At 54.3% G+C, this 25832-nt stretch carries 23 protein-coding genes and 1 pseudogene; 17 read left to right on the forward strand and 7 right to left on the reverse strand.

Translation table 11 applies throughout. The annotated features are described in order from the left end of the window. Nucleotides 1-195: 195 nt before the first annotated feature. The 3 genes from A6A26_RS21690 to mgtA form a co-directional block, all read right to left on the reverse strand. Nucleotides 196-669 (reverse strand): hypothetical protein, encoded by a 474-nt coding sequence (locus A6A26_RS21690; protein WP_063880667.1) that lies wholly within the window; start codon nucleotides 667-669, stop codon nucleotides 196-198. Next, the gene (locus tag A6A26_RS21695) at nucleotides 656-1435 is read right to left on the reverse strand and encodes a winged helix-turn-helix domain-containing protein (protein ID WP_063880668.1); all 780 of its coding nucleotides are present in this window, start codon (nucleotides 1433-1435) and stop codon (nucleotides 656-658) included. The genes A6A26_RS21690 and A6A26_RS21695 overlap by 14 nt, the downstream gene beginning before the upstream one ends. A 443-nt stretch (nucleotides 1436-1878) precedes the next feature. Beyond that, entirely contained in the window at nucleotides 1879-4581 is a 2703-nt protein-coding gene (mgtA, locus tag A6A26_RS21700) for a magnesium-translocating P-type ATPase (RefSeq protein WP_063880669.1), read from the reverse strand. Between the two features lie 649 nt (nucleotides 4582-5230). Between mgtA and A6A26_RS21705 the strand changes: the two genes are divergently transcribed. Genes A6A26_RS21705 through speG form a run of 6 tightly spaced genes read left to right on the forward strand, consistent with a single transcriptional unit; the run spans nucleotide 5231 to nucleotide 10767 of the window. Continuing rightward, complete coding sequence (locus A6A26_RS21705; protein ID WP_063880670.1) at nucleotides 5231-6805, forward strand: ABC transporter substrate-binding protein; 1575 nt, start codon at nucleotides 5231-5233, stop codon at nucleotides 6803-6805. Continuing rightward, complete coding sequence (locus A6A26_RS21710) at nucleotides 6805-7857, forward strand: ABC transporter permease (protein WP_063880671.1); 1053 nt, start codon at nucleotides 6805-6807, stop codon at nucleotides 7855-7857. The genes A6A26_RS21705 and A6A26_RS21710 overlap by 1 nt, the downstream gene beginning before the upstream one ends. Then, complete coding sequence (locus tag A6A26_RS21715; protein ID WP_063880672.1) at nucleotides 7854-8711, forward strand: ABC transporter permease; 858 nt, start codon at nucleotides 7854-7856, stop codon at nucleotides 8709-8711. The genes A6A26_RS21710 and A6A26_RS21715 overlap by 4 nt, the downstream gene beginning before the upstream one ends. Further along, entirely contained in the window at nucleotides 8701-9531 is an 831-nt protein-coding gene (locus A6A26_RS21720; protein WP_063880673.1) for an ABC transporter ATP-binding protein, read from the forward strand. Before A6A26_RS21715 ends, A6A26_RS21720 begins: the two co-directional genes overlap by 11 nt. After that, on the forward strand, nucleotides 9524-10207 hold the full coding sequence (locus tag A6A26_RS21725; RefSeq protein WP_063880674.1) for an ABC transporter ATP-binding protein: 684 nt from the start codon (nucleotides 9524-9526) through the stop codon (nucleotides 10205-10207). Before A6A26_RS21720 ends, A6A26_RS21725 begins: the two co-directional genes overlap by 8 nt. A 14-nt stretch (nucleotides 10208-10221) precedes the next feature. After that, nucleotides 10222-10767, forward strand: coding sequence for a spermidine N1-acetyltransferase (gene speG / locus A6A26_RS21730; protein ID WP_013026855.1), 546 nt, complete (start codon nucleotides 10222-10224; stop codon nucleotides 10765-10767). Here the strand turns inward: speG and A6A26_RS21735 are convergent, their stop codons facing one another. The 4 genes from A6A26_RS21735 to A6A26_RS21750 form a co-directional block, all read right to left on the reverse strand. Next, complete coding sequence (locus A6A26_RS21735; protein ID WP_063880675.1) at nucleotides 10768-11187, reverse strand: hypothetical protein; 420 nt, start codon at nucleotides 11185-11187, stop codon at nucleotides 10768-10770. It abuts the gene before it with no gap. A 96-nt stretch (nucleotides 11188-11283) separates the two neighbouring features. Beyond that, on the reverse strand, nucleotides 11284-12219 hold the full coding sequence (gene mmuM, locus A6A26_RS21740; RefSeq protein WP_063880676.1) for a homocysteine S-methyltransferase: 936 nt from the start codon (nucleotides 12217-12219) through the stop codon (nucleotides 11284-11286). Further along, the gene (mmuP, locus tag A6A26_RS21745) at nucleotides 12209-13615 is read right to left on the reverse strand and encodes an S-methylmethionine permease (RefSeq protein WP_063880677.1); all 1407 of its coding nucleotides are present in this window, start codon (nucleotides 13613-13615) and stop codon (nucleotides 12209-12211) included. Before mmuP ends, mmuM begins: the two co-directional genes overlap by 11 nt. 136 nt (nucleotides 13616-13751) lie before the next feature. Beyond that, nucleotides 13752-14087 carry a DUF2002 family protein gene (locus A6A26_RS21750; RefSeq protein WP_063880678.1) on the reverse strand — a complete coding sequence of 112 codons (336 nt, stop codon included), beginning with the start codon at nucleotides 14085-14087 and terminating at the stop codon, nucleotides 13752-13754. Between the two features lie 151 nt (nucleotides 14088-14238). On the opposite strand from A6A26_RS21750, the gene A6A26_RS21755 reads away from it, so the two are divergent. From A6A26_RS21755 to emrA, 11 genes and pseudogenes are all read left to right on the forward strand, one after another. Continuing rightward, on the forward strand, nucleotides 14239-14556 hold the full coding sequence (locus A6A26_RS21755; RefSeq protein WP_063880679.1) for a DUF883 family protein: 318 nt from the start codon (nucleotides 14239-14241) through the stop codon (nucleotides 14554-14556). Between the two features lie 291 nt (nucleotides 14557-14847). Next, on the forward strand, nucleotides 14848-15090 hold the full coding sequence (locus A6A26_RS21760; protein WP_063880680.1) for a redoxin NrdH: 243 nt from the start codon (nucleotides 14848-14850) through the stop codon (nucleotides 15088-15090). Nucleotides 15091-15094: 4 nt separating this feature from the next. Continuing rightward, nucleotides 15095-15508, forward strand: a complete 414-nt coding sequence (gene nrdI, locus A6A26_RS21765) for a class Ib ribonucleoside-diphosphate reductase assembly flavoprotein NrdI (protein ID WP_063880681.1) — start codon at nucleotides 15095-15097, stop codon at nucleotides 15506-15508. Continuing rightward, nucleotides 15478-17616, forward strand: coding sequence for a class 1b ribonucleoside-diphosphate reductase subunit alpha (nrdE, locus tag A6A26_RS21770; RefSeq protein ID WP_074181034.1), 2139 nt, complete (start codon nucleotides 15478-15480; stop codon nucleotides 17614-17616). Before nrdI ends, nrdE begins: the two co-directional genes overlap by 31 nt. 9 nt (nucleotides 17617-17625) lie before the next feature. Further along, nucleotides 17626-18585, forward strand: coding sequence for a class 1b ribonucleoside-diphosphate reductase subunit beta (nrdF, locus tag A6A26_RS21775; RefSeq protein ID WP_063880683.1), 960 nt, complete (start codon nucleotides 17626-17628; stop codon nucleotides 18583-18585). Between the two features lie 368 nt (nucleotides 18586-18953). Then, entirely contained in the window at nucleotides 18954-20153 is a 1200-nt protein-coding gene (gene proV / locus A6A26_RS21780) for a glycine betaine/L-proline ABC transporter ATP-binding protein ProV (RefSeq protein WP_063880684.1), read from the forward strand. Further along, nucleotides 20146-21297 (forward strand): annotated as a pseudogene (proW, locus tag A6A26_RS21785) (glycine betaine/L-proline ABC transporter permease ProW). Before proV ends, proW begins: the two are co-directional and overlap by 8 nt. A 59-nt stretch (nucleotides 21298-21356) precedes the next feature. Then, nucleotides 21357-22355: a glycine betaine/L-proline ABC transporter substrate-binding protein ProX gene (proX, locus tag A6A26_RS21790; RefSeq protein ID WP_063880685.1), complete on the forward strand. Its 999-nt coding sequence runs from the start codon at nucleotides 21357-21359 to the stop codon at nucleotides 22353-22355. Between the two features lie 148 nt (nucleotides 22356-22503). Then, nucleotides 22504-23703, forward strand: coding sequence for an MFS transporter (locus tag A6A26_RS21795; RefSeq protein WP_063880686.1), 1200 nt, complete (start codon nucleotides 22504-22506; stop codon nucleotides 23701-23703). A 269-nt stretch (nucleotides 23704-23972) separates the two neighbouring features. Beyond that, nucleotides 23973-24503, forward strand: a complete 531-nt coding sequence (gene mprA / locus A6A26_RS21800; RefSeq protein WP_063880687.1) for a transcriptional repressor MprA — start codon at nucleotides 23973-23975, stop codon at nucleotides 24501-24503. Nucleotides 24504-24651: 148 nt separating this feature from the next. Next, complete coding sequence (gene emrA / locus A6A26_RS21805) at nucleotides 24652-25824, forward strand: multidrug efflux MFS transporter periplasmic adaptor subunit EmrA (RefSeq protein ID WP_063880688.1); 1173 nt, start codon at nucleotides 24652-24654, stop codon at nucleotides 25822-25824. The last annotated feature ends 8 nt before the right edge of the window (nucleotides 25825-25832 follow it).

Here is a 25832-nt window from a genome sequence, read left to right on the forward strand (position 1 = left end):
GACAACCACAAACACTTAAACGAGACCAATATTAGATACAAAATTCTAATTTTATAAATAAATACAAAACTATCATCTGCACAAGACAACATGAAGCTCGCGCAAGGCGCATCAGAAAAGCAAAAAAAGCGCGCACTCAGGCGAACGTGCCGCGTTTTATGCAGCCCGCTATAACGTGCACGGCGGGTAAATCAGTTAGCGTGTATGGCAGACAATGAGCGGCAAAACGCGCGTGCCAATTAATACCGCATCATCCATATCGGTTATTTTGGTGATATAGAGGTAAGAAAAATCAGTATTCAGGACGTTAGCAGGCACATTATCCCGCAGCCCCCGGTGGACGGTGAAATGATTGAGTTTATAAAGAAACTGGATATAGGGAGAATACTGGAACTCCGCATTGCGTCTTAATACGTAATCTTTACCGTTTTTATGCACGGTGCCATCAACAGAGACCATTGCCTCGCCTGAATAACGTAGCGTCAGCACAAAGCTGGCATCCAGATGAAAGTCGGTCGTCGCATCGCGCTGTTGTAAATTGGCCGCACAGGTAAATTCAAACATTTCACTGTGCGATTTAACGTAGTAATAGCTGATATAAACCAGCAAGCCCACTAAGACAGTTATCAGACCCAGCAACGAGGCAAGGCGTTTTTTACGGGTTGTCATTGTCCGGCCTCCATCCCAGCTCTGTATAATTTGAGCATGCTATTTTTTTGCTCTCTGTTCTGACGCAGTAAGAGACATACATGTTGCCAGGGTGTCCGGCCATAACATTCCTGTCGGCATAAAACATATACCGACCGCCCTTCTGACAGGCCATCTGGCTACTCGCAATCATTTTGTGCCACACCGCTTCAGTCGGAAACGTCGATTCACCAGGGTGAACCGGAAGATAAAACACATCACAGCCGTTAAGTTGGCCGACGCTGATGGGCGTCATCGTCTTTTCTCTTATGAGCTGCGGGAGCAGAAATCCAGCCCCCATCAGCACCAGGATGCCGAAAAACACCCAGTAACGACTCGCGCTGCGGCGTGTAACCGGTAAGGAGGCGGCAGGAATGTCCTCCGTGGAAGACTCAGGCTGGATTTCCGTTTTTTGGATACGGATAACCGGATTAAAAACGAACCCCACTTTGTAGACGGTGGTGATCGCTTCCTGATCGATGCCAAGAGAGGACAACCCACGCCGTATTGCTGAAACGTAAGCATTCAGGCTGTTAGAAGACGGCGTTGCGCCCGTTTCTTGCCAGAAGTTATCCAGAATCTGTTCCCGGGACAGCACGACGCCGGCGCTTTTCAGAAACATTTCCAGTAAATGGTTGCAGGCCGGCGATAACGGCACGCTGGTTTCGCTGGAATCCACCAGACACAGCAAACTCTGAGCCGGTATATACCGAACCAACTCATCAATCACATACTCTGTCTGTTGCATTCTGTCCTCCGGCAACAAACAGCGTGGATAACCCATAAAAAACACATACGTGGCAACGAACCTTTGTCTGCTCAGGGAAAGACGCGCAATTATTCACTGTAGAGCACCATGCCCGAACGATAAATGCGTACAACATGGATTGTTAACGACCCACGCCTACTATGGTGGACGCGGTATAGCAGATATCGGCTTACCTGAAGATTCCCCGACACTGGGGCGCTGAATTTTTTGCAAATTGTATCAGAGAAATCCGGCGGGAGAGAGGGAATGACTAACGGCTGGTTTACATTTATGGCATCGCTTTTGATAAATTGATCCATAACAACGTGTGCAATGCAGAAAAACGTGGGGATTTTGCGGGAAGACAGGTGGATGCCTAGGCAAAGCGTTGCTGACATCCACCTGCGGTTAATTAGGTTATAGGTTTACTGCTCGCTGGGGGATTAATACCAACGCCCAAAACGTTTGATATAAAACATTTTCATGCCCTGCGCCACCAGGCAGTAGCTCAACAACGTCAGCACCAGCCAGGGGAAATAGTGCCATGGCAGCGGCACTAACCCGACCATAGCGCCAAGCGAAGAGAATGGCAGCAGAATACCGGCGGCGGAAATCCCCACGGTGGTCAACAGCACGGGTAACCGGGCACAACTCTGAATAAACGGGATTTTCTGCGTACGTAGCATGTGCACCACCAGCGTCTGTGACAGTAAGCCTTCAACAAACCAGCCGGACTGGAACAGCGACTGTGCACCCGCATGATTCGCGCCAAACACATACCACATCAACGCAAAGGTCGTGACATCGAAAATGGAAGACGTTGGCCCCATCCACAGCATAAAGCGTTTGATGTTACCGGCATCCCATTTGCGGGGTTTACGCAGAAACTCGCGGTCCATTTTATCCCAGGGCAACGCCAACTGAGAGATGTCATACATCAGATTCTGAATCAGGAGCTGAACAGACAGCATAGGCAGAAAAGGAATAAACGCACTGGCAATCAGCACAGAGAACACATTGCCAAAATTTGAACTGGCCGTCATGTTCAGGTACTTAATGATATTGCCAAAGGTTTCACGCCCTTTCAGCACGCCCTCGCCCAATACCGCTAAGTCTTTTTCCAGCAAAATAATGTCCGATGACTCTTTGGCGATATCGGTCGCGCTGTCGACCGAGATCCCGACATCCGCCTCGCGCAGTGCGGGCGCATCGTTGATCCCGTCGCCAAGAAAGCCGACGGTGTGTCCATTTTGCTGCAGCAGTTTAAGCACACGTGACTTCTGCTGAGGCGTGAGTTTGGTAAAAATCATGCAGCGTTCTACGTCCCGACGCAGTTCGTCGTCACTCATGGCGTCGATGTCGTTGCCGGTCAGCATGGCTTCTGAAGCCAGCCCGATTTCCTGACAGACACGCATTGTCACTAACGGGTTATCGCCAGTAAGCACTTTGACCTTAATCCCGCTGTCTTTCAGCGCCTGGATTGCCTTGCCCGCGCTCTCTTTCGGTGGGTCCAGAAACGTCAGCATGCCTTCAAGGGTTAATTCGCACTCATCATCGCGGCACAGCGGCAGCGATATTCCCTCCTCGCGCGTAGCGACCAGCAGCACACGAAAGCCCTGCTGATTGTAATGACGGGTCAGCGCTAACAACGCTGCACGCTTTTGCTCGCACAGTGGAATTGTCGCATCGCCCTGGCGCAACGAGGTCGCCGCTGCCAGCATTTCTTCTACCGCGCCTTTGCAGATCAACAGCGGACGATGGTTATGCAGATCTTCCACCACTACCGACACACGACGGCGGACAAAGTCAAAGGGCAGCTCGTCGACTTTCTGAAACTGACTGCACGCGGCTTTAGACAGGCTTTGCTCGCCAAATTTCAGTACCGCGCGATCCATTAAATTTTTTGCCCCACTCTGGCTGCTGCTGTTAAGCCATGCCAGCAGCAAGACTCGCGCATCTTCTTCGCCGTTGCCGTTAAGGTGCGCCGACAGCAAAATATTGTCCTGTGTCAGCGTGCCGGTTTTATCGGTACAGAGCACATCCATTGCTCCCAGGTTCTGAATGGCGTTCAGGCGTTTAACAATGACCTTGCGGCGTGACATGGCAATGGCGCCTTTTGCCAGATTGGCACTGACAATCATGGGCAGCATTTCCGGCGTCAGGCCCACCGCGACGGCCAGCGCAAACAGCGTGGCATCCATCCAGTCACCTTTGGTGAAGCCATTAAGCAGTAAGACGATCGGCACCATCACCAGCATAAAACGGATGAGGAGCCTGGAAACGCTGTTCACACCGCGGTCAAATGACGTTTGCGGCCGGCGACCAGATAATGAAGCCGCCAGCGAACCAAACCAGGTTTCACTGCCGGTGGCGACGACCAGCGCTCTGGCCGTGCCGCTGGCAACATTGGTCCCCATCAGGCAGCTGTTTTTGAGTTCAAGTACGCTGCGACCGGGTTGCTCTTCGATCTCCACGCCAGCGCTGAGATCGTTTTTTTCCACAGGCAAGGATTCACCGGTCAGGATCGCCTGACTGATAAACAGATCGCGTGAGGTCAGCAGGCGTACGTCAGCCGGTACCAGATCCCCCGCGCTCAGTAAAATGACATCGCCTGGCACCAGTTCGCGCATATCAATATCGTAGCGACGGGAGATGGCACAGCCCTCTTCCCGACGCAGCACGGTGACCTGAGTGCGCACCAGGGATTTCAGTGCCTGGGCCGCGCGATTGGTGCGAAACTCCTGCCAGAAACGCAACAGCCCGCTGAGCGTAACCATGGTCAGAATAATTATCACGCCGGAAAGATCGGTTTCCTCACCGGCACGTAACGGCAGCCAGTAATCCGTTATCCCGCTCACCAGCGCCAGCACCATCAGCACATAAATAAACGGATTATTGAATGCCGTAATCAACTGGATAAACGCAGAAGGCGCTTTCTCGTGCACGACTTCATTCCGGCCATAGTCGCCGAGTCGCGCTTTGGCTTCTGCGTGCGTCAGTCCTTCATAGCTGCTGTGCAGATTGCTGAGCGTCACATCGGTGCGATGGCGTGCTTCGCGCTCGATGGCATAAGGTGTTTTTGATTTTTTTACTGAACGTTGCGCGTTATAAACCCTTGCGGCTTGTTCGATTTTCATGTCGCTCATGTCGACATCTCCCTGATTTAAAGCAACAGATATCCTGCATGCGTAATAATGCATGCCCGGTTTTCCGGTGATGACCGGTTTATTTAAGGCGTCCGCCTTTCAGGACAGATGAATAATTCCCGCCGCGCAGCCGTAATATCAGGCCGCCATAGGTCGGACCTTGCGAAATAAACGCAAAGCAAAGGAAGACGAAAAGTGAAAGGGTGCGCAGCCCGCAGCTACGCCTGTCGAGGCGGAGGAAAAAGTGCCAGAATATACATCAACATAGCGTGCTCTCGCGGTGACTACAGCGTTTATTTTAAGGAGAGCAATCGAAACCTACAGAGGGGATTGCTGCCCGCCAGGTGGCAAGCAGCGAAATGCAGTTAGCTTGCCGGAGTTAAATCGTATTTAGGGTGACTGTCCAATGTATGACTCCTGCAACTATTTTGACGTAGTATAAACGCCGCACCCGGCGGGTAAAGAAAAATAGCCGTTTAACCGGCGTTTCGTTTATTAACCGTTTCTGTTACGCCCTGCGATTTTCATTTCGTCTTATAACCGTCCTGCATTGGTTATAACTTTTTTGCATATCATTAGCCCATAATGGACTATTCTTTGCATGAGCCCTTTCGTACACTCGCGTTACTTTCTCAGGCAAGGATTTTCCATGAAAAAAATAATTCCATCACTACTGGCCTTGTCACTGGCCACCGCCTTTAGCGTAAACGCTGCCACACCGAAAGACACGCTGGTCGTGGTTCAGTCGACCGACGATGCCGACAGCTTCGATCCGGCTAAAGGATTTGAACTCACCAGCGTACAGGCTTTTACCAACATTTATCAGCGCCTCGTTCAGTCCGATCCGCAAAATCCGACCGACTTAAAACCGACGCTGGCAACCTCCTGGCAGCCAGGCAGTGACAACCGCAGCCTGACGTTTGCGTTACGTAAAGGCGCGACGTTTTCCAGCGGTAACCCGCTGCGTCCGGAAGATGTGATCTTCTCGCTGGGCCGTGTCGTGAAACTGAATCTTGATCCCTCCTTTATTCTTACCCAGCTTGGCTGGAACAAAGATAACGTAGATGGCTTCCTTAAAAAGGTCGATGACGACCATGTGCAAATCAGCTGGACTGCCGACGTCAGCCCGGCCTACGTACTGAGCCTGCTCTCCGCCCCGGTCTCCTCCATTGTGGATGAAAAGACCGTGACGGCACATGCCACCAAAGGCGATTTTGGCAACGGCTGGCTGGCGACCAACTCCGCCGGTAGCGGCCCGTACCAGATCCGCAAGGTAGTCATGCACCAGGCTGTTATCCTGACCGCCAACCCGACGTCGCCGGCGGGTGCGCCAAAGATCAAAAATATTCTGATTAAGAACGTGCCGGAACCGGCTGCCCGTCGTTTACTGCTTGAGCAGGGTGATGCGGACATTGCCCGTAATCTGGGCGCAGACCAGATCGCCTCGCTCAAAGGCAAAAGCGGCGTGACCACCGAAGCCTTTCCGATGGCCTCGCTGTATTACATCCAGTTCAACGTGGGCAACAAAAACAATGCCGCGCTTAAAAACCCCGCCTTCTGGGAAGCGGCACGTTACCTGTTCGACTATAAAGGCATTGCCGGTCAGTTGCTGAAAGGACAGTTCGATGTTCACCAGACATTTCTGCCGAAAGGTTTTCTCGGTGCGCTAAACGATACGCCTTACAGTTACGATCCTGAAAAAGCGAAAGCGATTCTGAAAAAAGCGGGCCTGACCAACGTCAGCTTCACCCTGTCCACCAGCAATCAGCCACCTTACCTCGACATCGCGCAGGCCCTGCAGGGCAGCTTTGCCAAGGGCGGCGTGAAAGTCGACGTGTTACCGGGGCTCAGTTCTGAAGTCTCGACGCGCGTAAAAGCGCATAACTACGAAGGCACGCTGAATGCCTGGGGCGCGGACTACTTTGATCCCAATACCAACGCCGCGTCCTTTGCCTATAACCCGGAAGATGGCAGCAAGACGATTGCTTACCGTTCCGACTGGCATATCCCGGAGCTGAACAAGCAGGTTCTGGCGGCAACCGCCGAGAGCGATCCGAAAAAACGCGTTGCGCTCTACCAGGCCATGCAGCGTGAAGTGCTGAAAAGCTCCCCTTATGTGATTGGCCTGCAGGCGAAAAACCTGATCGCCCTGCGCGACAATCTTAAGGGCTACGTTCAGGGCATCAACCCGGACATGGTTTACTATTCGCAGGTTACGAAGTAATGGCACACTCTGCCTCTTCTGCCGGGTCCTCCCGGCATATTTGGCGGCGCGTTGGCCGCCTTTCATCAGGCTTACTGTCGCTGGTGATCACCCTGCTGGGGTTACTGGCGTTCACCTTTATGCTGTCGCATCTGTCCCCTATCGATCCGGTACAGCAGATAGCAGGCGATCATGCCAGCGAAGCGACCTATGCGCAGGTGCGTCACGACCTTGGGCTGGATCAACCGGTACTGATGCAGTTCTGGCACTACGTCGAGCACCTGTTGCGCGGCGACCTTGGGGTTTCCCGTCTGACCAACCAGCCGGTCAGCAGCGACCTGCTCCAGACGTTTCCGGCAACCATTGAGCTGGCCACCTGCGCGATGATTTTTGCCGTGGTGTTTGGCGTTTTGCTGGCACTGCTGGCCGCCTGGAAACCCGGCAGCGTGATTGATAACGTCGCCCGTTTTATCTCCCTGCTGGGTTACTCCGTGCCGGTCTTCTGGCTGGGCCTGCTGGGCCTGTTGCTGTTTTACGCGGTGCTGCACTGGTCTGCCGGGCCGGGGCGACTGGATGATATCTGGGCCTATACGCTGGAGCCGAAAACCGGCTTCGTGCTGATTGACAGCTGGCTGTCAGGTGATCGGGAGATATTCTGGAACGCCGTAGCGCACTTATGGTTACCGGTAGTGATCCTGGGTCTGCTGGCGATGGCAGGCATTACACGGTTGCTGCGCGCCGCGCTGCTGGAAGAGAGCAGCAAAGAGTATGTGGTGCTGGCGCGCGCTAAAGGCGCGGGCCGGGTGCGTATTCTGCTGCGTCATATCTTCCCTAACGTGCTTGGTACGTTGATTACCGTGATTGCCCTCTCTTACGCCACGCTGCTGGAAGGCTCGGTCCTGACGGAAACCGTGTTTGCCTGGCCCGGCGTGGGACGCTACATGACCAATGCGCTTTTCTCTGGCGATGTGCCGGCGATTTTAGGTGCCACCTTACTGATCGGCGGCTGCTTTATCCTGATTAACGCGCTGGCGGATGCCCTTACCTGGTTAACCGACCCGAGAACACGATGACGCAACAACTCACTGAACTTGAAACGGTGCGACCACGCCGCAGTCGCCGCCGGATTACCTCGTTAACCATTGGGTTAACGCTGGTGGCTATTGTCATTCTGATGGCACTGCTGGCCCCGCTGATCGCGCCGTACGATCCGAATCTGCAAACCATCTCCAGCCGGTTGCTGCCGCCTTCGGCTGCACACTGGTTTGGCACCGACGGTTTTGGCCGCGACCTGCTGTCCCGGGTGATTTATGGCGCGCGTCCTACGCTGCTGCTGGTCTCGTTAATTCTGATCCTGACCATTCCGGTCGGCTTACTGGTGGGGATTACCGCCGGTTATGTGGGCGGCTGGACCGAGCGCGTGTTAATGCGCATTACCGATATTTTTCTGTCGCTGCCCAATCTGGTGATTGCGCTGGCGCTGGTCGCGATAATGGGGCCGGGACTAATGAACGGCGCGCTGGCGCTGGCGCTGACCAGTTGGCCGCCGTTTGCCCGTCAGGCGCGAGCCGAAACGCTGTCCCTGCGGCGCAGTGACTATCTGGCCGCCGCCCGTATGCAGGGAATTACCGGTTTTCGCCTGATGTTCGGCCATATTCTGCCACTGTGCCTGCCCACGGCGGTGGTGCGGGCCGCACTCAGCCTGGGCGGGATTATCCTGGCCGCAGCCGGACTGGGCTTCCTGGGCATGGGCGTGCAACCGCCTACCGCCGAGTGGGGTTCCATGGTGGCAGAAGGCAGTAAGGTGATTTTTGACCAGTGGTGGGTGGCTGCCGCGCCCGGCGCGGCCATTCTGTTTGCCAGCCTGGCCTTTAATCTGACAGGCGATGGCCTGCGTGACCGACTGGATACCCGACATGCAAAATAACATTCTTGTAGAGTCGCTGAGCATCCGCAGCGACGACGCGACGCTGGTGGATAATATCAGCTTCGCCATCGGACGTGAGCGCGTGGCGCTGGTCGGTGAGTCCGGTTCCGGCAAATCACTCACTGCGCGCACCTTGATGGGATTACTGTCGCCATCGCTGCATCTGCACGCCAGCCAGCTGCAGGTCGCCGGTGAAAATGCCCTGACCCTGAATGAACGCAGCTGGAGTAAGCTTCGTGGTGATCGCGTAGCCATGGTGATGCAGGACCCCAAGTATGCGCTGAATCCGGCGCGGACGATCGGCTGGCAGGTTGAAGAACCGCTGATTCTGCACCGCCGTCTGAGCCGAGCAGAACGGAAAGAAAAAGTCTGCGATATGCTCAACGCGGTGGGTTTGCCGGACCCGCGTGCGCTGATGCAGTTTTATCCGCACCAGCTTTCAGGCGGAATGGGCCAGCGCGTGATGCTGGCGATCGCCCTGATTACCGATCCTGCCTTTTTGATTGCCGATGAGCCTACCTCCGCGCTGGATCACGCCATGCGCGATCAGGTGCTGGCGCTGATCCGCCAACTGGTTGAATCCCGTAATATGGGCCTGCTGCTGATCAGCCACGATCTGCAACAGGTGTCAGAACACTGCGAGCGCGTGATGGTGATGTACAAAGGTCGGGTGCTGGATACGCTGCCTGCTGCCGACCTGCCTCAGGCGACACATCCTTACACCCGCACGCTGTGGTCATGCCGTCCCAGTAAAGCGACACATGGACAACTGCTGCCGGTGCTGGACCGTGCAGCGCTGGAGGCCAATAACGATGATTAATCTGCATAACCTCAGCGTGTCACACAAACAGGGTTACGATCTTCGCACCGTGGTGCACGACGTGAATCTTCAGGTGAACGCCGGTGAGTGCTTTGGCCTGGTCGGCCCGTCCGGCTGTGGTAAATCGTCGCTGCTGTGGGTCATGGCGGGGCTGAATCCTCACTGGCAGGGGGAGATGCAGCTGGCGGGACATCCGGTGCTGCCGGGCAACACCTTTACCGGTGCGCTGCGTCAGGAAGTGCAGATGGTGTTTCAGGACCCTTACGCGTCCCTGCATCCTCGCCACCGCCTGCGCCGCACGCTGGCTGAGCCGCTAAAACTGCTGAAGCGGGATAACATTGCGGATCGTATTCATGACGGATTTCGCCATGTGGGTCTGGACCCGGCATTAGCCGATCGTTATCCTCATCAGCTGTCCGGCGGCCAGCGTCAGCGCGTGGCGATTGTTCGCGCCCTGCTGCTGCAACCCAAAATACTGCTGCTGGATGAGCCGACGTCAGCACTGGATATGTCAATACAGGCTGAAATCCTCAATCTGCTTAACGATCTCAAGCGTCAGGATGGCCTGACCATGGTTCTGGTCAGCCACGATCCCGATGTGATTGACCATATGTGTGACCGTGCCGTACGCATGGCGCAGGGGCGGATCGTTGAGCACATTGCCGCCCCAGCCTAACGTAAGGAAAAACGATGACCATCAGACTCCGCCCGCTGGAAAGAGAAGATCTGCACTTTGTACACCAGTTGGATAACAACGCCAGCGTCATGCGCTACTGGTTCGAAGAGCCCTATGAGGCGTTTGTTGAGCTGTCAGATCTTTACGACAAGCACATTCACGATCAGACCGAACGGCGTTTTGTCGTCGAGCATGAGGGGCAAAAAGCGGGAATGGTGGAATTGGTGGAGATCAACCATGTCCACCGCCGCGCCGAGTTTCAGATCATCATCGATCCGACACATCAGGGCAAAGGCCTGGCGACGCAGGCCGCCCGGCTGGCGATGGATTATGGTTTCTCGGTACTGAACCTGTATAAGCTCTACCTGATTGTCGATCAGGAAAACGAGAAAGCGATCCACATCTACAGCAAACTCGGCTTTGAGATTGAAGGCGTGTTAAAACACGAATTCTTCATCAATGGCGAGTACCGCAATACGATCCGGATGTGTATCTTCCAGCATCAGTACCTTGAACGGCATAAAACCCAGGGCAGCATGGTCAAACCCACGGCCCAGTAATCAGCCGCGCGCGCCAACCGGATTCATGTAAGGACGAGGATGCTCCGGCTCCAGGTTGTACATCCCTCCATAGAACGGATCGACCAGTAACCAGCCCGGTAAGCCAAGCAGTGGAATGTTCCCCAGCAGGTACCACAGGTTGGCGCGGGCCTCGATCGGTACCGTCACCGGCACATAGCCCGGGCTTTCCAGCATCAGCAAATAGTGCTTCTTGCCAAAGTAGCTGTGGTTGGATTTCTCCAGGATAACGGTTTTGGGCGTGTATCCTTCCGCAACCGGACGGCCGTTTTCATCCTGCACGGTAAAACGCGCGCCCGGCGGCTGCGAATCGATCAGGACCGATTGGGTTTCATTGCCAACAATGGTGGCGCAGCCGCTCAGGAGCATTGCGGCGGCGAGAGCCAAAATGTGCTGTTTCATGGAAGGGTCCGATAAAAGTCAGGAAGCACAGTGTAAACCGCCCTTCCCACCTTTTCATCTGTCTCAATCGGGCTATCATCGCCCGATTCTGCTGCTTTATTGCGGTTGACAATGCCGGGCAATAGCCGCGATGTCTGCAGGCGAGGTACGGCAACAGCCGCCAATTAACCGGGCACCGGACTGCTGCCACTCGGTAAACTTGTCATGCAAGGTGCAGCCAGAGGGGGCAGAATGCCAGGTTTTACTGCTGGCATCGTACTGCTCACCTGAATTGGGATACACCACCAGCGGTTTGTCTGTCAGGCGCTGTAGCTGTTGCAAGGCCGGCGTAACGCTTTCCAGCGCGATACAGTTGATCCCCATCGCGACAACCTGCGGCTGCGCATTCAGATACGCGGCCACTTCATGCAGCGGCGTACCATCGCTGATGTGTTCGGCATCACGCAGCGTAAACGAGAACCAGGCGCTGCTGTCAGGGAATTCGCCTAACAGGGCAACCAGCGCGCGCGCTTCAGCAAAGGAGGGCAGCGTTTCGCAGGCCAGCACATCCACGCCCGCCGCCAGTAAAGCGGTGATGCGTGGGCGATGAAACGCCATCATCTCGGCTTCGGGCAGCGCATAGTCACCCCGGTATTCCGAACCATCGGCCAGAAACGCGCCGTAGGGTCCGACAGAGCCGGCCACCAGCAGGATCGTTTCATCGGCCTGCGTCGCGAGATAATCACGACGGGCGCGGGCGGCCAGTTCAACACTTTGTCCGATCAGCGCCAAAGACTGTTGTTCGTCCAGACCACGCGCCGCAAACCCCTGCGGCGTCGCCTGATAGCTGGCGGTAATCGCGCAGCGCGCGCCTGCCGCAAAATAGTCGTAGTGCACCTGATAAATCAGCTCAGGGTTTTCCATCAATACTTTTGCAGACCACAAGGTATCCGCCAGATCACAGCCTCGGGCCTCAAGCTCGGTCGCCAGCGCCCCATCCAGAATCAACGGTGCAGACTGTTGTAGTGCGTGCGCAACAGGATTATGCGACATCCCTGGCCTCCTTAGCCTGTGTTTTTTTGTGCGTGACATGGTAAGCGGCATAGCAAAACAGCACAAACGGAATTCCGCACCACAGGGCGATGCGCTGCGAAGGATCGAATGCCAGCCCCACACAGGCCAGCAGGCAAAGCAGGAAGCCCAGGACTGGAGTGAGCGGATACAGCGGCGCGCGGTAGACCAAATCTTGCAGCGATTTCCCCTGTTGCACATGACGCCTGCGGAAAACGTAGTGCGATGCGCAGATGCTTAGCCACACGGCGACCACCGCAAAGCCGGAGATAGCAGACAGCGCTACAAACACGGTATCCGGCGCGATAACACTGGAGAACAGCGCCAGCAGGCCGCCTATCATACTGACCGTGATTGCCAGCAGCGGTACGCCGCGTTTGTTGACCCGGGCGAAAGCGCGCGGCAGGGTCTTTTCATTGGCCAGCGACCACAGCATACGGCCCGACGCATACAAACCCGAGTTAGCGGCCGACAGGATGGCTGTCAGTATCACAAAGTTAATGATATCCGCCGCCCACGGAATGCCGATCTTCTCAAACACCAATACAAAGGGGCTTTTGACGATACCGGCCTGGTCCATTGGGATCAGCGCCGCCAGCACGAAGACCGTGCCGACAAAGAACAGGATCAGGCGCGCGACGGTGGTGCGAATCGCCAGCGGCACGACTTTCTGTGGATTTTCGGTTTCACCCGCGGCTATACCAATTAACTCGGTGCCGGAAAACGCAAAGTTCACCGCGACCATGGTCATGAGAATCGGCAACACGCCATTGGGCAGCCAGCCGTGAGCCGTGATATTACTTAATCCCGGCGCAGGCGTGCCGTCCTTCATGGGGATAAAGCCAAACATCGCCGCACCGCCCAGCACGATAAAGGCAACAATGGTGATGACTTTGATAATGGAAAACCAGAACTCCCCTTCGGCAAAGAAGCGGGTGGAAATCACGTTGAGCAGATAGATGGCAATACAGAACACCAGGCACCATATCCACACCGGCACGTGTGGAAACCAGTACTGCATACAGAACCCTGCCGCCGTGAGGCTGGAGCCCAACGCCACGGTCCAGGTCAGCCAGTACAGCCAGGCAACGGTATAACCTGTCGCCGGGCTCAGGTAGCGGGCAGCATACACGTGAAACGCCCCCGTTTCAGGCATGGCGACCGACAGCTCACCCAGACAGGCCATGACGAGCCAGACCACCAGCGCGCCAATCAGATAAGCCAGCAGCGTGCCTGCAGCTCCTGTCGTGGAAATAATGTAGCCGGTATTAAAAAACAGGCCGGTGCCAATAACGCCACCCAGCGATAACATCACCAGGTGACGAACTTTCATGGTTCGCTTGAATTGATCCTGCGAAGAAGTCGTCTGCTCGCTCATATACTCCATCCGTATGGACGTCTAAACATCTATATGCAGCAGATTTATACGCGTCACCGCGTTGAAATGCAACGGGCGAAGCGGTAACGCGTCGTCGGGAAGGGGTCGTTGCCCCGCGTTAACGGGGCGGGATGCGCTAGTCGAACACGCTCTGTATGTAGCGTTCCAGCGCCATTCGGGAACTGAATCCGTGGGGAATACCGTAATGTTCCTGAGAATCACCCGCCAGATAGAGAGGGAACTGCGTGTAGTGATCACAGGTTTTCATTTCGGAAGCCGGGTCGGCAAACGGCTGACTTTTTTCTTTCAACGTTGGGTGGATTATCAGCGCCGTGCGCCCCATGCGGGCTTCGCGGTTAACATAAACATAGTTGTCGCCACGACGGTAGCCATAGGCACGTGGGGTAATTTCATCGACTTCAAAGCCTACTTTTTCCAGGACGCGCGCTACCTCATCTGGTCGTAAATACATGCTTGATCCTCTCCTCTTCAAAAGCCACGCAACCTTACATCAGCATGGCTGCACGGGCATTCGGAATTTTCCCTAAAGGGCCATTCCGCGCCTCGTTACGCAAAACGTGGTCTACACTAAGTATTACGTGTTAATTACAAGGGAGCCAAAAATGTTTAATCGAACGCAAAAAAACGATGACATTGATATCAATCAGGATGTGAACGAGCTGGCTGATTCACTTGAAGCGCTGCTTAAATCTTACGGCAGTGAAGCGAAAGATGAGGTTAATTCTGCACGCAGTCAGGCGGAAGCCTTACTGAAGCAAACCCGCGCGAAACTCAATGGCGGCGGTAACCGTGTCTCACAGGTTGCCCGCGACGCAGGTTATCAGGTTGATGCCTATGTGCATGACAAACCCTGGTATGGCGTAGGTATCGGCGCTGCCGTGGGGATTGTTCTGGGCGCGTTGCTGGTTTCACGCCGCTAATCCCTGCCTTATCGTTATCATCGGCCTCGCTCACTGAGCGGGGCTTTTTTGTGCCTGTTTTTTGCACAACCGGCTTTACAAATTTTTTTTTCGCGTTGCAGACCGCGCCGCGACTGACTTACCGCCCTCACCCCGATTAACCCTATATATAGTACGCTTGACCGCCAAAGGCACTACATCTAGTATTCATTTCATTGTCATCCCACAAGATGTTTGCAAGGACGAAGCCTGATTCAGGGAAATACACTTCGTTATCCGCAGCGGCACCGCAATGAGAGAGGAATACGAATCATGCGCATTATTATTTACACTAAAAACAACTGTGTCCAGTGTAATGCCACGAAAAATGCAATGGATCGCCACGGCATTGACTACCACCTGATCAACCTTGATTCACAACCTGAGGCGGTTGATAACCTCAAAGCGCTGGGCTACCGCCAGGTGCCGGTCGTGATGACCAGTGACGATCACTGGAGCGGATTCCGACCGGACAAGATAGCCCGCCTGTCTCAGTCTGTTGCGATCGGCGGGTAGCCACATGTTTCCACTGGTCTATTTTTCCAGCCAGTCGGAAAACACCCATCGGTTTATTACCCGTCTGGGTCTGCCTGCGTACCGCATACCGATTGATGGTAAGCAACAGCTGCATCTCCACCAGCCCTATATCCTGGTGGTGCCGAGCTACGGCGGCGGCAGTCATCGCGGGGCCGTGCCCAGACAAGTGATTCAGTTTCTCAATGATGACGTTAACCGCAGCGGACTGCGCGGCGTTATCGCTGCCGGTAACCGTAATTTTGGTGAAGGTTACTGCCTGGCGGGCGACATCATTGCTAAGAAATGTCAGGTTCCCTACCTGTATCGGTTTGAACTGATGGGAACCCCCGACGATATCGCCAATGTGAAAGCGGGAGTAACCCAATTTTGGCAACGACAGATACCCTCAACAACGTAGCGCTGGACTACCATGCGCTGAACGCCATGCTGAACCTGTATGACGCCGATGGCCGCATCCAGTTTGAGAAGGATCAGCAGGCCGCGCGTCAGTTTCTTATTCAGCACGTGCAACCTAATACTCAGCACTTCGCCAGCGTTGCCGAGCGCCTGCGCTATCTGGTGGCCGAAGGCTACTACGAAGCTGCCGTGCTCAATCAGTATGATTTTAACTTCCTGTGCGCGCTGCACGATGAAGCCGAGGCATGGGGCTTTGAGTTCAAAACGTTTTTAGGTGCGTGGAAGTACTACACCAGCTATACCCTAAAAACCTTTGATGGAAAGCGTTACCTGGAAACCTTCGAGCAACGTGCCTGTATGGTGGCGCTGACGCTGGCACAAGGGGATGAAGCGCTGGCACGATCGGTGCTGGAGGCCATCCTGAGTGGGCGTTTTCAGCCCGCGACGCCGACGTTCCTCAACAGCGGCAAGCAACAGCGCGGCGAGCTGGTCTCCTGCTTCCTGCTGCGTATTGAAGACAATATGGAGTCGATTGGCCGGGCGGTGAATTCTGCCCTGCAGCTGTCAAAACGCGGCGGCGGCGTGGCGTTTCTGCTGTCGAACCTGCGCGAGTCCGGCGCGCCGATTAAGCGCATTGAAAATCAGTCTTCCGGCGTCATTCCGGTGATGAAGATGCTGGAGGACGCGTTTTCCTATGCCAATCAGCTTGGCGCACGTCAGGGTGCCGGGGCGGTCTGGCTCAATGCGCACCATCCAGACATTTTGCGCTTTCTTGATACTAAGCGCGAAAACGCGGACGAGAAAATCCGCATTAAAACGCTGTCGTTGGGCGTGGTGATCCCTGACATTACGTTCCAGCTCGCCAAAGAGAATCAGCCGATGGCGCTGTTCTCGCCCTACGATGTTGAGCGGATATACGGTCAGGCGTTTGGGGATATCAGCATCAGCGAAAAATACCAGGCGATGCTGGCGGACGACAGAATCCGTAAAACCTATATCCAGCCGCGCGATTTCTTTCAGACGCTGGCGGAAATCCAGTTTGAATCGGGCTATCCCTACATCATGTATGAGGACAGCGTCAACCGGGATAACCCGATTGCCGGTCGCATCAATATGAGCAACCTTTGCTCAGAGATTTTGCAGGTGAACAGCGCCAGTGAATTCAATGAGGATCTCAGCTATCGCCGGATGGGAAAAGACATCTCCTGTAACCTTGGTTCGCTGAATATTGCCCATGCGATGGACTCTGGCGATTTGGCGCACACGGTGGAGACGGCAATACGTGCGCTAACGGCGGTGTCAGATATGAGTGATATCGGTTCGGTTCCCTCCGTGGCAGAAGGCAATCGCCGCTCCCATGCTATTGGCCTGGGCCAGATGAATCTGCATGGCTATCTGGCCCGCGAAGGCATCGCCTATGGTTCACCGGAAGCGCTGGATTTCACCAACCTCTATTTTTACTGTGTGACCTATTATGCGCTGCGCGCCTCAAATCAGCTGGCAAAAGAGCGCCAACAGGCCTTTGATGGCTTTGCGGCGTCAACCTATGCCACCGGTGCCTATTTTGACAAATATCTGCAGTGTGACTGGCAACCGCGTACGCCCCGCATCGCTGCCCTGTTTGCCAGTGCGGGCATCACCTTACCCACGCAGGATGACTGGTTGGCACTGCGGGACTCGGTGATGGCGTCCGGTTTGTACAATCAGAATTTGCAGGCGATACCGCCCACCGGTTCGATCTCTTACATCAATCACGCCACGTCCAGTATTCATCCGATTGTGTCGCGAATAGAGATCCGCAAAGAGGGTAAAACCGGCCGTGTTTACTATCCGGCGCCCTTTATGACCAATGACAATCTGGAACTCTATCAGGATGCTTACCAGATTGGGCCGGAAGCCATTATTGATACCTACGCTGAGGCGACCCGGCATGTGGATCAGGGCCTGTCATTAACGCTTTTCTTCCGGGATGACGTGACCACGCGCGACATAAATAAAGCGCAGATTTACGCCTGGAAAAAAGGGATCAAAACGCTTTACTACATTCGACTGCGCCAGATGGCCCTGCAAGGCACTGAAGTTCAGGGCTGCGTCTCCTGCGCACTGTGAGAACACATTATGCAACTCAGACAAATTCAAGCCATTAACTGGAACCGTATTCAGGATGAGAAAGATCTTGAGGTATGGAACCGTCTGACCAGCAACTTCTGGTTACCGGAAAAAGTGCCGCTGTCCAACGATCTGCCTGCCTGGCAGACGCTGGATAAACAGCAGCAGCAGCTGACTATTCGCGTGTTTACTGGCCTGACGCTGCTGGACACCATTCAGAACGTGCTGGGTGCACCGGGATTAATGCCCGATGCGCTGACGCCGCATGAAGAGGCGGTGCTGTCGAATATCAGCTTTATGGAGGCGGTACATGCCCGCTCATACAGCTCGATTTTTTCGACATTGTGTAACACCAGCGATGTGGATGCCGCTTATCAGTGGAGCGAAGAGAATCAGGCGCTGCAAAACAAAGCCGAGATCATCCTCACCCATTACCGTGCTGACGATCCGTTGAAGAAAAAAATTGCCAGCGTTTTTCTGGAGTCATTCCTGTTCTATTCGGGATTCTGGCTGCCGATGTACTGGTCCAGTCGTGGCAAACTGACCAATACCGCCGACCTGATTCGGCTCATCATCCGTGATGAAGCGGTACACGGCTACTATATCGGCTACAAGTACCAGAAAGCCCTTGAGCAGGTTGATGAAGGTCGCCGCGAAGCCTTGCAGCAGTTCGCCATTGATTTGCTGCTGGCGCTGTATGAAAACGAGGTGGTTTATACCGAAGCGCTTTATGGCGATGTCGGCTGGGCGGAAGAGGTCAAAACCTTCCTGCACTACAACGCCAACAAGGCCTTGATGAACCTGGGCTACGAAGCGCTGTTCCCGGCAGAAATGACCAACGTCAACCCGGCGATTTTGTCTGCCCTGTCCCCTAACGCAGATGAAAACCATGATTTCTTTTCGGGCTCGGGTTCTTCCTATGTGATGGGAAAAGCGGTAGAAACCGAAGACGAAGACTGGAGTTTTTAGTGAACCCTGTGCCGTGATTCTGCGGCACAGTCATTAATCATTAATGACACTGATTTATAATCCGTTATTTCAGCCTTATCGCTATCATTATTTCTTATCCCTTTCCTCTGATCCTCACGCCATTCTGGCAATTCCCTTCGTCTGAGCAGGCTAATTATCTGCTATTTCTCAAATAAATCACAAAAAATTCATCTTCCCTCATCCCTTGTGAGCGCTGGAAATTATCGCCATGACGGGTAATTTTTAGCCATGGATATTTCACGTCAGGGTTGACAGATAATCTGAGTATGTCAGGTTATAGCCTGCTTAAATTCGACCAGGACACGTCATTTCACATTAAAATAATTTAATCAGGGCTTCACTATCGCATGACAATTAAATTAGAAGTAAAAAATCTTTATAAGGTATTTGGCGATAATCCACAGAGGGCATTTAAATATATTGATAAGGGCTGTGGCAAAGAGGAGATACTCGCAAAGACAGGCTTGTCGTTGGGTGTCAAAAATGCCAGTCTGGCCATTGAAGAAGGCGAGATATTCGTCATCATGGGGTTATCCGGTTCAGGAAAATCCACCATGGTTCGCCTTCTCAATCGTCTGATAGAGCCGACACGCGGCCAGGTGATTATTGACGGTGTCGATATTGCGAAAATATCGGACAGCGAACTGCGGGAGGTTCGCCGAAATAAGATCAGCATGGTGTTTCAGTCATTCGCATTAATGCCGCATCTTAACGTGTTAAATAATGCCGCGTTTGGTATGGAATTAGCCGGAACGCCCCTGGTGGAACGGCAGGAAAAAGCCCTTGAGGCATTGCGTCAGGTTGGGCTGGGAAATTATGCTCATGCTTATCCTGATGAGCTGTCAGGCGGAATGCGTCAACGTGTAGGTCTGGCTCGTGCTTTAGCCATTAATCCCGATATTTTATTAATGGATGAAGCCTTCTCTGCGCTCGATCCCTTAATTCGTACCGAAATGCAGGATGAGCTGGTGAAATTACAGGCCAGACATCAGCGCACCATCGTGTTTATTTCACACGATCTGGATGAAGCCATGCGCATTGGCGACCGCATTGCCATTATGCAAAATGGCGAAGTCGTCCAGGTGGGTTCACCTGACGAAATCCTGAATAATCCGGCCAATGATTACGTCCGTACGTTCTTCCGCGGTGTCGATATCAGCCACGTTTTCAGCGCTAACGATATTGCACGCCGTAATGCTGGCGCGCTGATCCGTAAAGCGGCCGGTTTAGGCCCGCGCTCGGCCATAAAACTGCTGCAGGATGAAGATCGTGAGTTCGGCTACGTGCTGGAAAAACAGAAATTCATCGGTGTAGTGTCAACCGACTCTCTTAAAGCGGCGCTGGCGGCAGGACAAGGGCTGGAAAGCGCCCTGCTCGACGCGCCCACGGCGGTTCCTGCCACGACCTCGTTAAATGAACTGCTCTCACACGTGGCGCAGGCACCCTGTGCCGTTCCGGTGGTGGGAGAAGAAAATCAATACGTCGGCGTGATATCCAAAAGCACGCTCTTACGTGCTTTAGATCGTGAAGGAGCCAGCAATGAGTAAAGAGACATCAACCCCATGGGATAACGCGGCGGCAACGGATACACAGCGCAGCCAGAGTAGCGATCCCTGGTCTGGTGCCGCAGACCAGAGCAGTGCCGCCGACAGCAGCCATCATGCAGCCACCGGCGGTGCAGATGCATGGGGCACACCGGATGGCAGTGCCGCGACAGGCTCCACCAGCAGCACCGACTGGTTGAACAACGCGCCCGCGCCCCAGGCTGACCATTTCTCGCTCATTGACCCCTTCCATAAAACCTGGATTCCGCTGGATCACTGGGTAACCGAAGGGATCGACTGGGTGGTGAATCATTTCCGCCCGGTCTTTCAAAGTATTCGCGTGCCGGTGGATTATATCCTCAGCGCGTTTCAACAGCTGTTGCTGGGTATGCCCGCGCCCGTTGCTATCGCGCTGTTTGCGTTAATCGCCTGGCAAATCGCCAGTCCGGCAATGGGCATTGCCACGCTGATTTCGCTGATCGCCATTGGCGCTATTGGTGCCTAGTCGCAGGCCATGATTACCCTGGCGCTGGTGCTCACGGCCCTGCTGTTTTGCATCATCATTGGCTTGCCGATGGGGATCTGGCTGGCGCGCAGTGAACGCGCGGCAAGAATTGTGCGCCCGCTGCTGGACGCGATGCAGACCACACCGGCCTTCGTTTATCTGGTTCCGATTGTCATGCTGTTTGGTATTGGTAATGTGCCGGGCGTTGTCGTCACCATTATCTTTGCCCTGCCGCCGATTGTCAGGCTGACCATTCTGGGGATTAAGCAGGTTCCTGCCGACCTGATCGAAGCCAGTGAGTCCTTTGGTGCCAGCCCGCATCAGCTGCTGTTCAAAGTCCAGTTGCCGTTGGCGATGCCAACCATTATGGCCGGCGTGAATCAGACGCTGATGCTGGCGCTGTCGATGGTGGTGATTGCCTCCATGATTGCCGTCGGTGGACTGGGCCAGATGGTGCTACGCGGCATTGGTCGTCTGGACATGGGCCTGGCCTCCGTGGGCGGTGTCGGCATCGTGATTCTGGCCATCATCCTTGACCGCCTGACCCAATCGGTGGCGCGTGACAAACGCAGCCGTGGCAGCCGCCACTGGTATCACACCGGGCCAATTGGCCTGCTGACACGTCCCTTCCGTAAATCCTGAACAGTAAAGGCGGCCGTTATCTGCCGCCTTTAACGCGACAACAAAAACGAGGAATAACCATGCGCAAGACGATCCCTGCCGTAGTTGCCATTCTGGCGGCCTTATCCGCTTCTCAGACGTTCGCCGCCGATCAGCCCGGTAAAGGCATTACGGTTAAACCGGTACAGAGTACGATTGCTGAAGAAACGTTTCAGACGCTGCTGGTGAGCCGTGGCCTGGAGAAACTGGGTTATACCGTCGAGAAACCCAGTGAAGTGGATTACAACGTTGCCTATACCACCATTGCGTCTGGCGATGCGACCTTCCTGGCGACCAACTGGCAGCCTCTGCATGACGATATGTATAAAGCCGCAGGCGGTAGCAATAAGTTTTATCGCCAGGGAACCTACGTCTCCGGTGCGGCTCAAGGCTATCTCATCGACAAGAAAACCGCTGAGAAGTATCACATCACCAATATCGCCCAGCTAAAAGATCCGAAAATTGCCCAGCTGTTTGATAGCAATGGGGATGGTAAAGCGGATATGACCGGCTGTACGCCAGGCTGGGGCTGTGAGGCGGTGATTAATCACCAGAATGAGGCTTATGGTCTGAGTAAAACAGTCACCGCTAACATGGGCAACTACTCGGCAATGGTGGCGGACACCCTGGCGCGCTTTAAACAGGGAAAACCTATTCTGTACTACACCTGGACGCCTTACTGGCTGAGTGATGTGCTTAAACCGGGCCGCGACGTCGTTTGGCTCCAGGTGCCGTTCTCCTCATTACCGGGCGAACAAAAAGGCGTGGATACCAAACTGGCTAACGGCGCGAACTATGGTTTCCCGGTCAACACGATGCACATCGTTGCCAACAAAGCCTGGGCGGAAAAAAATCCGGCCGCAGCCAAACTGTTTGCCGACATGAAACTGCCGATTAATGATATCAATGCGGAAAATGCAGCCATGCATGCCGGGCAAAACTCGGAAGAGGATATCAATCGTCACGTAGACGGTTGGATCAAAGGCCATCAGGCACAGTTTGATCAGTGGATTAGCGACGCCCGCGCTGCCGCTAAATAAGGCACAACTGACTGACGAAGGGCGGACGGTGGTTCGCCCTTTTTTTTCGCCATCACCTGTCCATCCACGCACCACATAAACATAGCCCTCAAATAATTTTTTAGGTTATTATTAACGTCACATTATTAATTTTTACCTCTGCCTCCCTATGACAACCTCACGTCCTGGTTTAACGCCCGCCCTGGTGGGACTGATGTCCGTTGCCACCGGCCTGTGTGTCGCCAGCAATTATTATATTCAGCCACTGCTCCACACCATTGCGCAGCACTTCGACTTATCTGTCGCGCTCGCCGGGTTCATTGTGACCACCGCACAGCTTGGCTATGCTTGTGGGCTGCTGTTACTGGTCCCGCTCGGCGACATGCTGGAACGGCGCGGCCTGATTGTTGGCATGATCGTGATGGCTGCGGTTGGCATGGTGATCATTGCCCTCTCTTCATCCTTCCCCTTTCTGCTGCTGGGAACGGTGATCACCGGGCTCTTTTCCGTCGCGGCACAGATTCTGGTGCCGTTGGCCGCAACGCTGGCCGCGCCGGAAAAACGGGGAAAAGTCACTGGCACGGTGATGAGCGTACTGCTGCTGGGCATCCTGTTGGCACGAACCGTTTCGGGCGGCCTGGCACAGTTGGGTGGCTGGCAAACCGTCTACTGGGTCGCCAGCGTCTTGATGCTGCTGATGGCACTGGCCCTGTGGCGCACTCTGCCGCGCATTACGCCGTCTGTCTCGCTAAATTACCGCCAGCTTCTGGTTTCCATCTTTCAGTTGTATGCGGCCGATCCGGTGCTGCGTACCCGGGCTTATAGCGGCTGCCTGACCTTTGCGAATTTCAGCATCCTGTGGACATCCATGGCGTTCCTGCTCTCCTCCGCACCCTATGGGTTCACGGAAGGGGAAATCGGACTGCTGGGGCTGGTCGGTGCAGCCGGTGCGCTGGCCGCCAGAAAGGCAGGCTCGCTGGCGGATAAAGGTAAGGCCGGACTCACCACCAGCGCAGGCTTGCTGATTATGCTGTTGTCATGGGCAGCTATCGCCTGGGGCGCGCAGAATCTTGTGGCGCTGATTATCGGCATTTTGTTGCTGGATCTTGCCGTTCAGGCCGTGCACATCACCAACCAGAGCGTCATTTATGCGCGTCTGCCTGAAGCACGCAATCGCCTGAATGCCGGTTATATGACCAGCTACTTTATTGGCGGTGCGCTAGGCTCATTGTTGTCGGCAAATGCCTACCATCTGGCAGGCTGGTATGGCGTCTGTGTGGCCGGGGCGATATTGACTTCCCTGAATTTGATCATCTGGTGGCGGAATCGTGGTCTGGAACAGGCGAATAGCCCGAATAGTGTGATTTAGCCTGTTCAGCAGAGTGTGAGTTTGCTATCGTTGGCCCAAAGTTATTCACGTAAGTTATTTTTTCTTTCGTAATCATTTGATGTCGTACCGTTTCACTGTACGACCAACGCGTATGGAATCGATGCGCAAAACCTTTACCCTGGGGTCAAGGACAGATCGTGAATCACCACAGTGCGACAGCCTGAGGATGGGGTTTCAGAACCCGGTCACTCACCCATATGCTGCCACCGTGGTTACTATAAAAGTTGAAATTAGTGAGGTTTTTTCTAATGGAAAGTTCGTTTACGCCCATTGAGCAGATGTTAAATATCCGTGCAAATCGTCATGCAGATTTTCCCTTCCAGGAGATTCTCCTGACGCGTCTTTGCATGCACATGCAGGGTAAGTTGCTGGACAATCGCAACAAAATGCTTAAAGAACAGGGCATTAATGAAACCCTGTTTATGGCGTTACTGACGCTTGATGCGCAGGAAGATCAGAGCATCCAGCCCTCTGAACTGAGCACCGCGCTGGGTTCATCACGGACGAATGCAACACGTATCGCTGATGAGCTGGAAAAGCGCGGCTGGATTGAACGTCGTGAGAGCGCTCAGGATCGTCGTTGCCTGCATCTTCATTTGACCGACAAAGGCAATGCGTTTCTGCAACAGGTGCTGCCACCTCAGCATCAGAGCCTGCAATACCTGTGGTCTTCTCTGACCGGCGATGAGAAATCGCAGTTGGAAAACATCACCCGCAAGCTGCTTACCCGTCTGGATAAAATGGAAGAAGATAAACTAACTGCTTCCCTTTCACGGTAATAGCAAGATCTGCGACACAATCACCTGACGAAATCGTTATTTTAACCCTCTTTTATCCGGCCAGCGCTTAGTCGCTGGCTTTTTTGGCTCGGGCGAAGGTGAAAACGGAGTTTAACCCGCCGACATAGTGGAAAACGTGGAGAAATAAATGAGTGCAACAGAGGCGCAAAGCCCGCATCAACCAGTCAATAACAAGAAGAAAAAGCGCAAAGGTGCGCTGATATTACTGGCGCTGGTGGTCATACTGCTTGGCATTGCGTGGGGCGTTTACTGGTATTTAGTGTTGCGCCACTATCAGGAAACGGATGATGCTTATGTCGCCGGTAACCAGGTGCAGGTCATGGCCCAGGTATCAGGCAGCGTGAATAAAGTCTGGTTTGATGATACCGATTACGTCAAAAAAGGTGATGTGCTGGTGTCGCTGGATAAAACCGACGCACAGCAGGCGTTTGAAAAAGCGCAGACCGGGCTGGCAACCAGCGTGCGTCAGGTGCACCAACAGATGATCAATGCAAAGCAATATCAGGCGACGATTAATCTCCGTCAGACCGCGTTAGATCAGGCACAGGCCGATCTGAAACGTCGCGAGCCGTTGGGTGCCTCTAACCTGATTGGGCGTGAAGAACTGCAACACGCGCGCGATGCCGTGGCTTCAGCGAAAGCGGAGTTGGATGTGGCGGTTCAGCAGTACAACGCCAATCAGGCGGTGATCCTGAATACGTCTCTGGAAAACCAACCCGCAGTGAAGCAAAGTGCGGCAGAACTGCGTGACGCCTGGCTGGCGCTGCAACGTACTGAGATTCGCAGTCCGATGGATGGCTATGTGTCTCGCCGCAGCGTGCAGGTCGGTTCACAGATCAGCACCAGCACCCCATTGATGGCGGTCGTACCCGCAACCAACCTGTGGGTGGACGCTAACTTCAAAGAGACACAGCTGGCTGGCGTGCGTATCGGCCAATCGGCCACCGTGGTGGCGGACATTTACGGTGACGATGTGGTGTACCACGGTAAAGTCGTGGGTCTGGATATGGGCACCGGGAGCGCGTTCTCGCTGTTACCGGCGCAGAACGCCACTGGTAACTGGATCAAAGTGGTTCAGCGACTGCCGGTCCGTATTGAGTTGAACCAGGACGAAGTGGCTAAACATCCTCTGCGTATCGGGCTGTCAACATTGGTAGAAATTGATACCGATAATAAAGACGGCAGCGCACTGGCTACCAGCGTTCGTCAGCAGGCTGCCTACAGCAGCAACGCCCTGGCCATTGACCTTGCACCGGTCAATAAGCTGATTACCGATATCGTCCACGCGAACGCCGGATGATGACCCGG

The organism is Pantoea sp. OXWO6B1, from assembly GCF_001641135.1.
Lineage (GTDB): Bacteria > Pseudomonadota > Gammaproteobacteria > Enterobacterales > Enterobacteriaceae > Pantoea > Pantoea allii.

Excerpts from the sequence above, each read along its gene's own strand:
- A6A26_RS21690 (WP_063880667.1), bottom strand. The coding sequence starts at position 669 with ATGACAACCCGTAAAAAACGCCTTGCCTCGTTGCTGGGTCTGATAACT.
- A6A26_RS21695 (WP_063880668.1), bottom strand. The coding sequence starts at position 1,435 with ATGCAACAGACAGAGTATGTGATTGATGAGTTGGTTCGGTATATACCG.
- mgtA (WP_063880669.1), bottom strand. The coding sequence starts at position 4,581 with ATGAGCGACATGAAAATCGAACAAGCCGCAAGGGTTTATAACGCGCAA.
- A6A26_RS21705 (WP_063880670.1), top strand. The coding sequence starts at position 5,231 with ATGAAAAAAATAATTCCATCACTACTGGCCTTGTCACTGGCCACCGCC.
- A6A26_RS21710 (WP_063880671.1), top strand. The coding sequence starts at position 6,805 with ATGGCACACTCTGCCTCTTCTGCCGGGTCCTCCCGGCATATTTGGCGG.
- A6A26_RS21715 (WP_063880672.1), top strand. The coding sequence starts at position 7,854 with ATGACGCAACAACTCACTGAACTTGAAACGGTGCGACCACGCCGCAGT.
- A6A26_RS21720 (WP_063880673.1), top strand. The coding sequence starts at position 8,701 with ATGCAAAATAACATTCTTGTAGAGTCGCTGAGCATCCGCAGCGACGAC.
- A6A26_RS21725 (WP_063880674.1), top strand. The coding sequence starts at position 9,524 with ATGATTAATCTGCATAACCTCAGCGTGTCACACAAACAGGGTTACGAT.
- speG (WP_013026855.1), top strand. The coding sequence starts at position 10,222 with ATGACCATCAGACTCCGCCCGCTGGAAAGAGAAGATCTGCACTTTGTA.
- A6A26_RS21735 (WP_063880675.1), bottom strand. The coding sequence starts at position 11,187 with ATGAAACAGCACATTTTGGCTCTCGCCGCCGCAATGCTCCTGAGCGGC.
- mmuM (WP_063880676.1), bottom strand. The coding sequence starts at position 12,219 with ATGTCGCATAATCCTGTTGCGCACGCACTACAACAGTCTGCACCGTTG.
- mmuP (WP_063880677.1), bottom strand. The coding sequence starts at position 13,615 with ATGAGCGAGCAGACGACTTCTTCGCAGGATCAATTCAAGCGAACCATG.
- A6A26_RS21750 (WP_063880678.1), bottom strand. The coding sequence starts at position 14,087 with ATGTATTTACGACCAGATGAGGTAGCGCGCGTCCTGGAAAAAGTAGGC.
- A6A26_RS21755 (WP_063880679.1), top strand. The coding sequence starts at position 14,239 with ATGTTTAATCGAACGCAAAAAAACGATGACATTGATATCAATCAGGAT.
- A6A26_RS21760 (WP_063880680.1), top strand. The coding sequence starts at position 14,848 with ATGCGCATTATTATTTACACTAAAAACAACTGTGTCCAGTGTAATGCC.
- nrdI (WP_063880681.1), top strand. The coding sequence starts at position 15,095 with ATGTTTCCACTGGTCTATTTTTCCAGCCAGTCGGAAAACACCCATCGG.
- nrdF (WP_063880683.1), top strand. The coding sequence starts at position 17,626 with ATGCAACTCAGACAAATTCAAGCCATTAACTGGAACCGTATTCAGGAT.
- proV (WP_063880684.1), top strand. The coding sequence starts at position 18,954 with ATGACAATTAAATTAGAAGTAAAAAATCTTTATAAGGTATTTGGCGAT.
- proX (WP_063880685.1), top strand. The coding sequence starts at position 21,357 with ATGCGCAAGACGATCCCTGCCGTAGTTGCCATTCTGGCGGCCTTATCC.
- A6A26_RS21795 (WP_063880686.1), top strand. The coding sequence starts at position 22,504 with ATGACAACCTCACGTCCTGGTTTAACGCCCGCCCTGGTGGGACTGATG.
- mprA (WP_063880687.1), top strand. The coding sequence starts at position 23,973 with ATGGAAAGTTCGTTTACGCCCATTGAGCAGATGTTAAATATCCGTGCA.
- emrA (WP_063880688.1), top strand. The coding sequence starts at position 24,652 with ATGAGTGCAACAGAGGCGCAAAGCCCGCATCAACCAGTCAATAACAAG.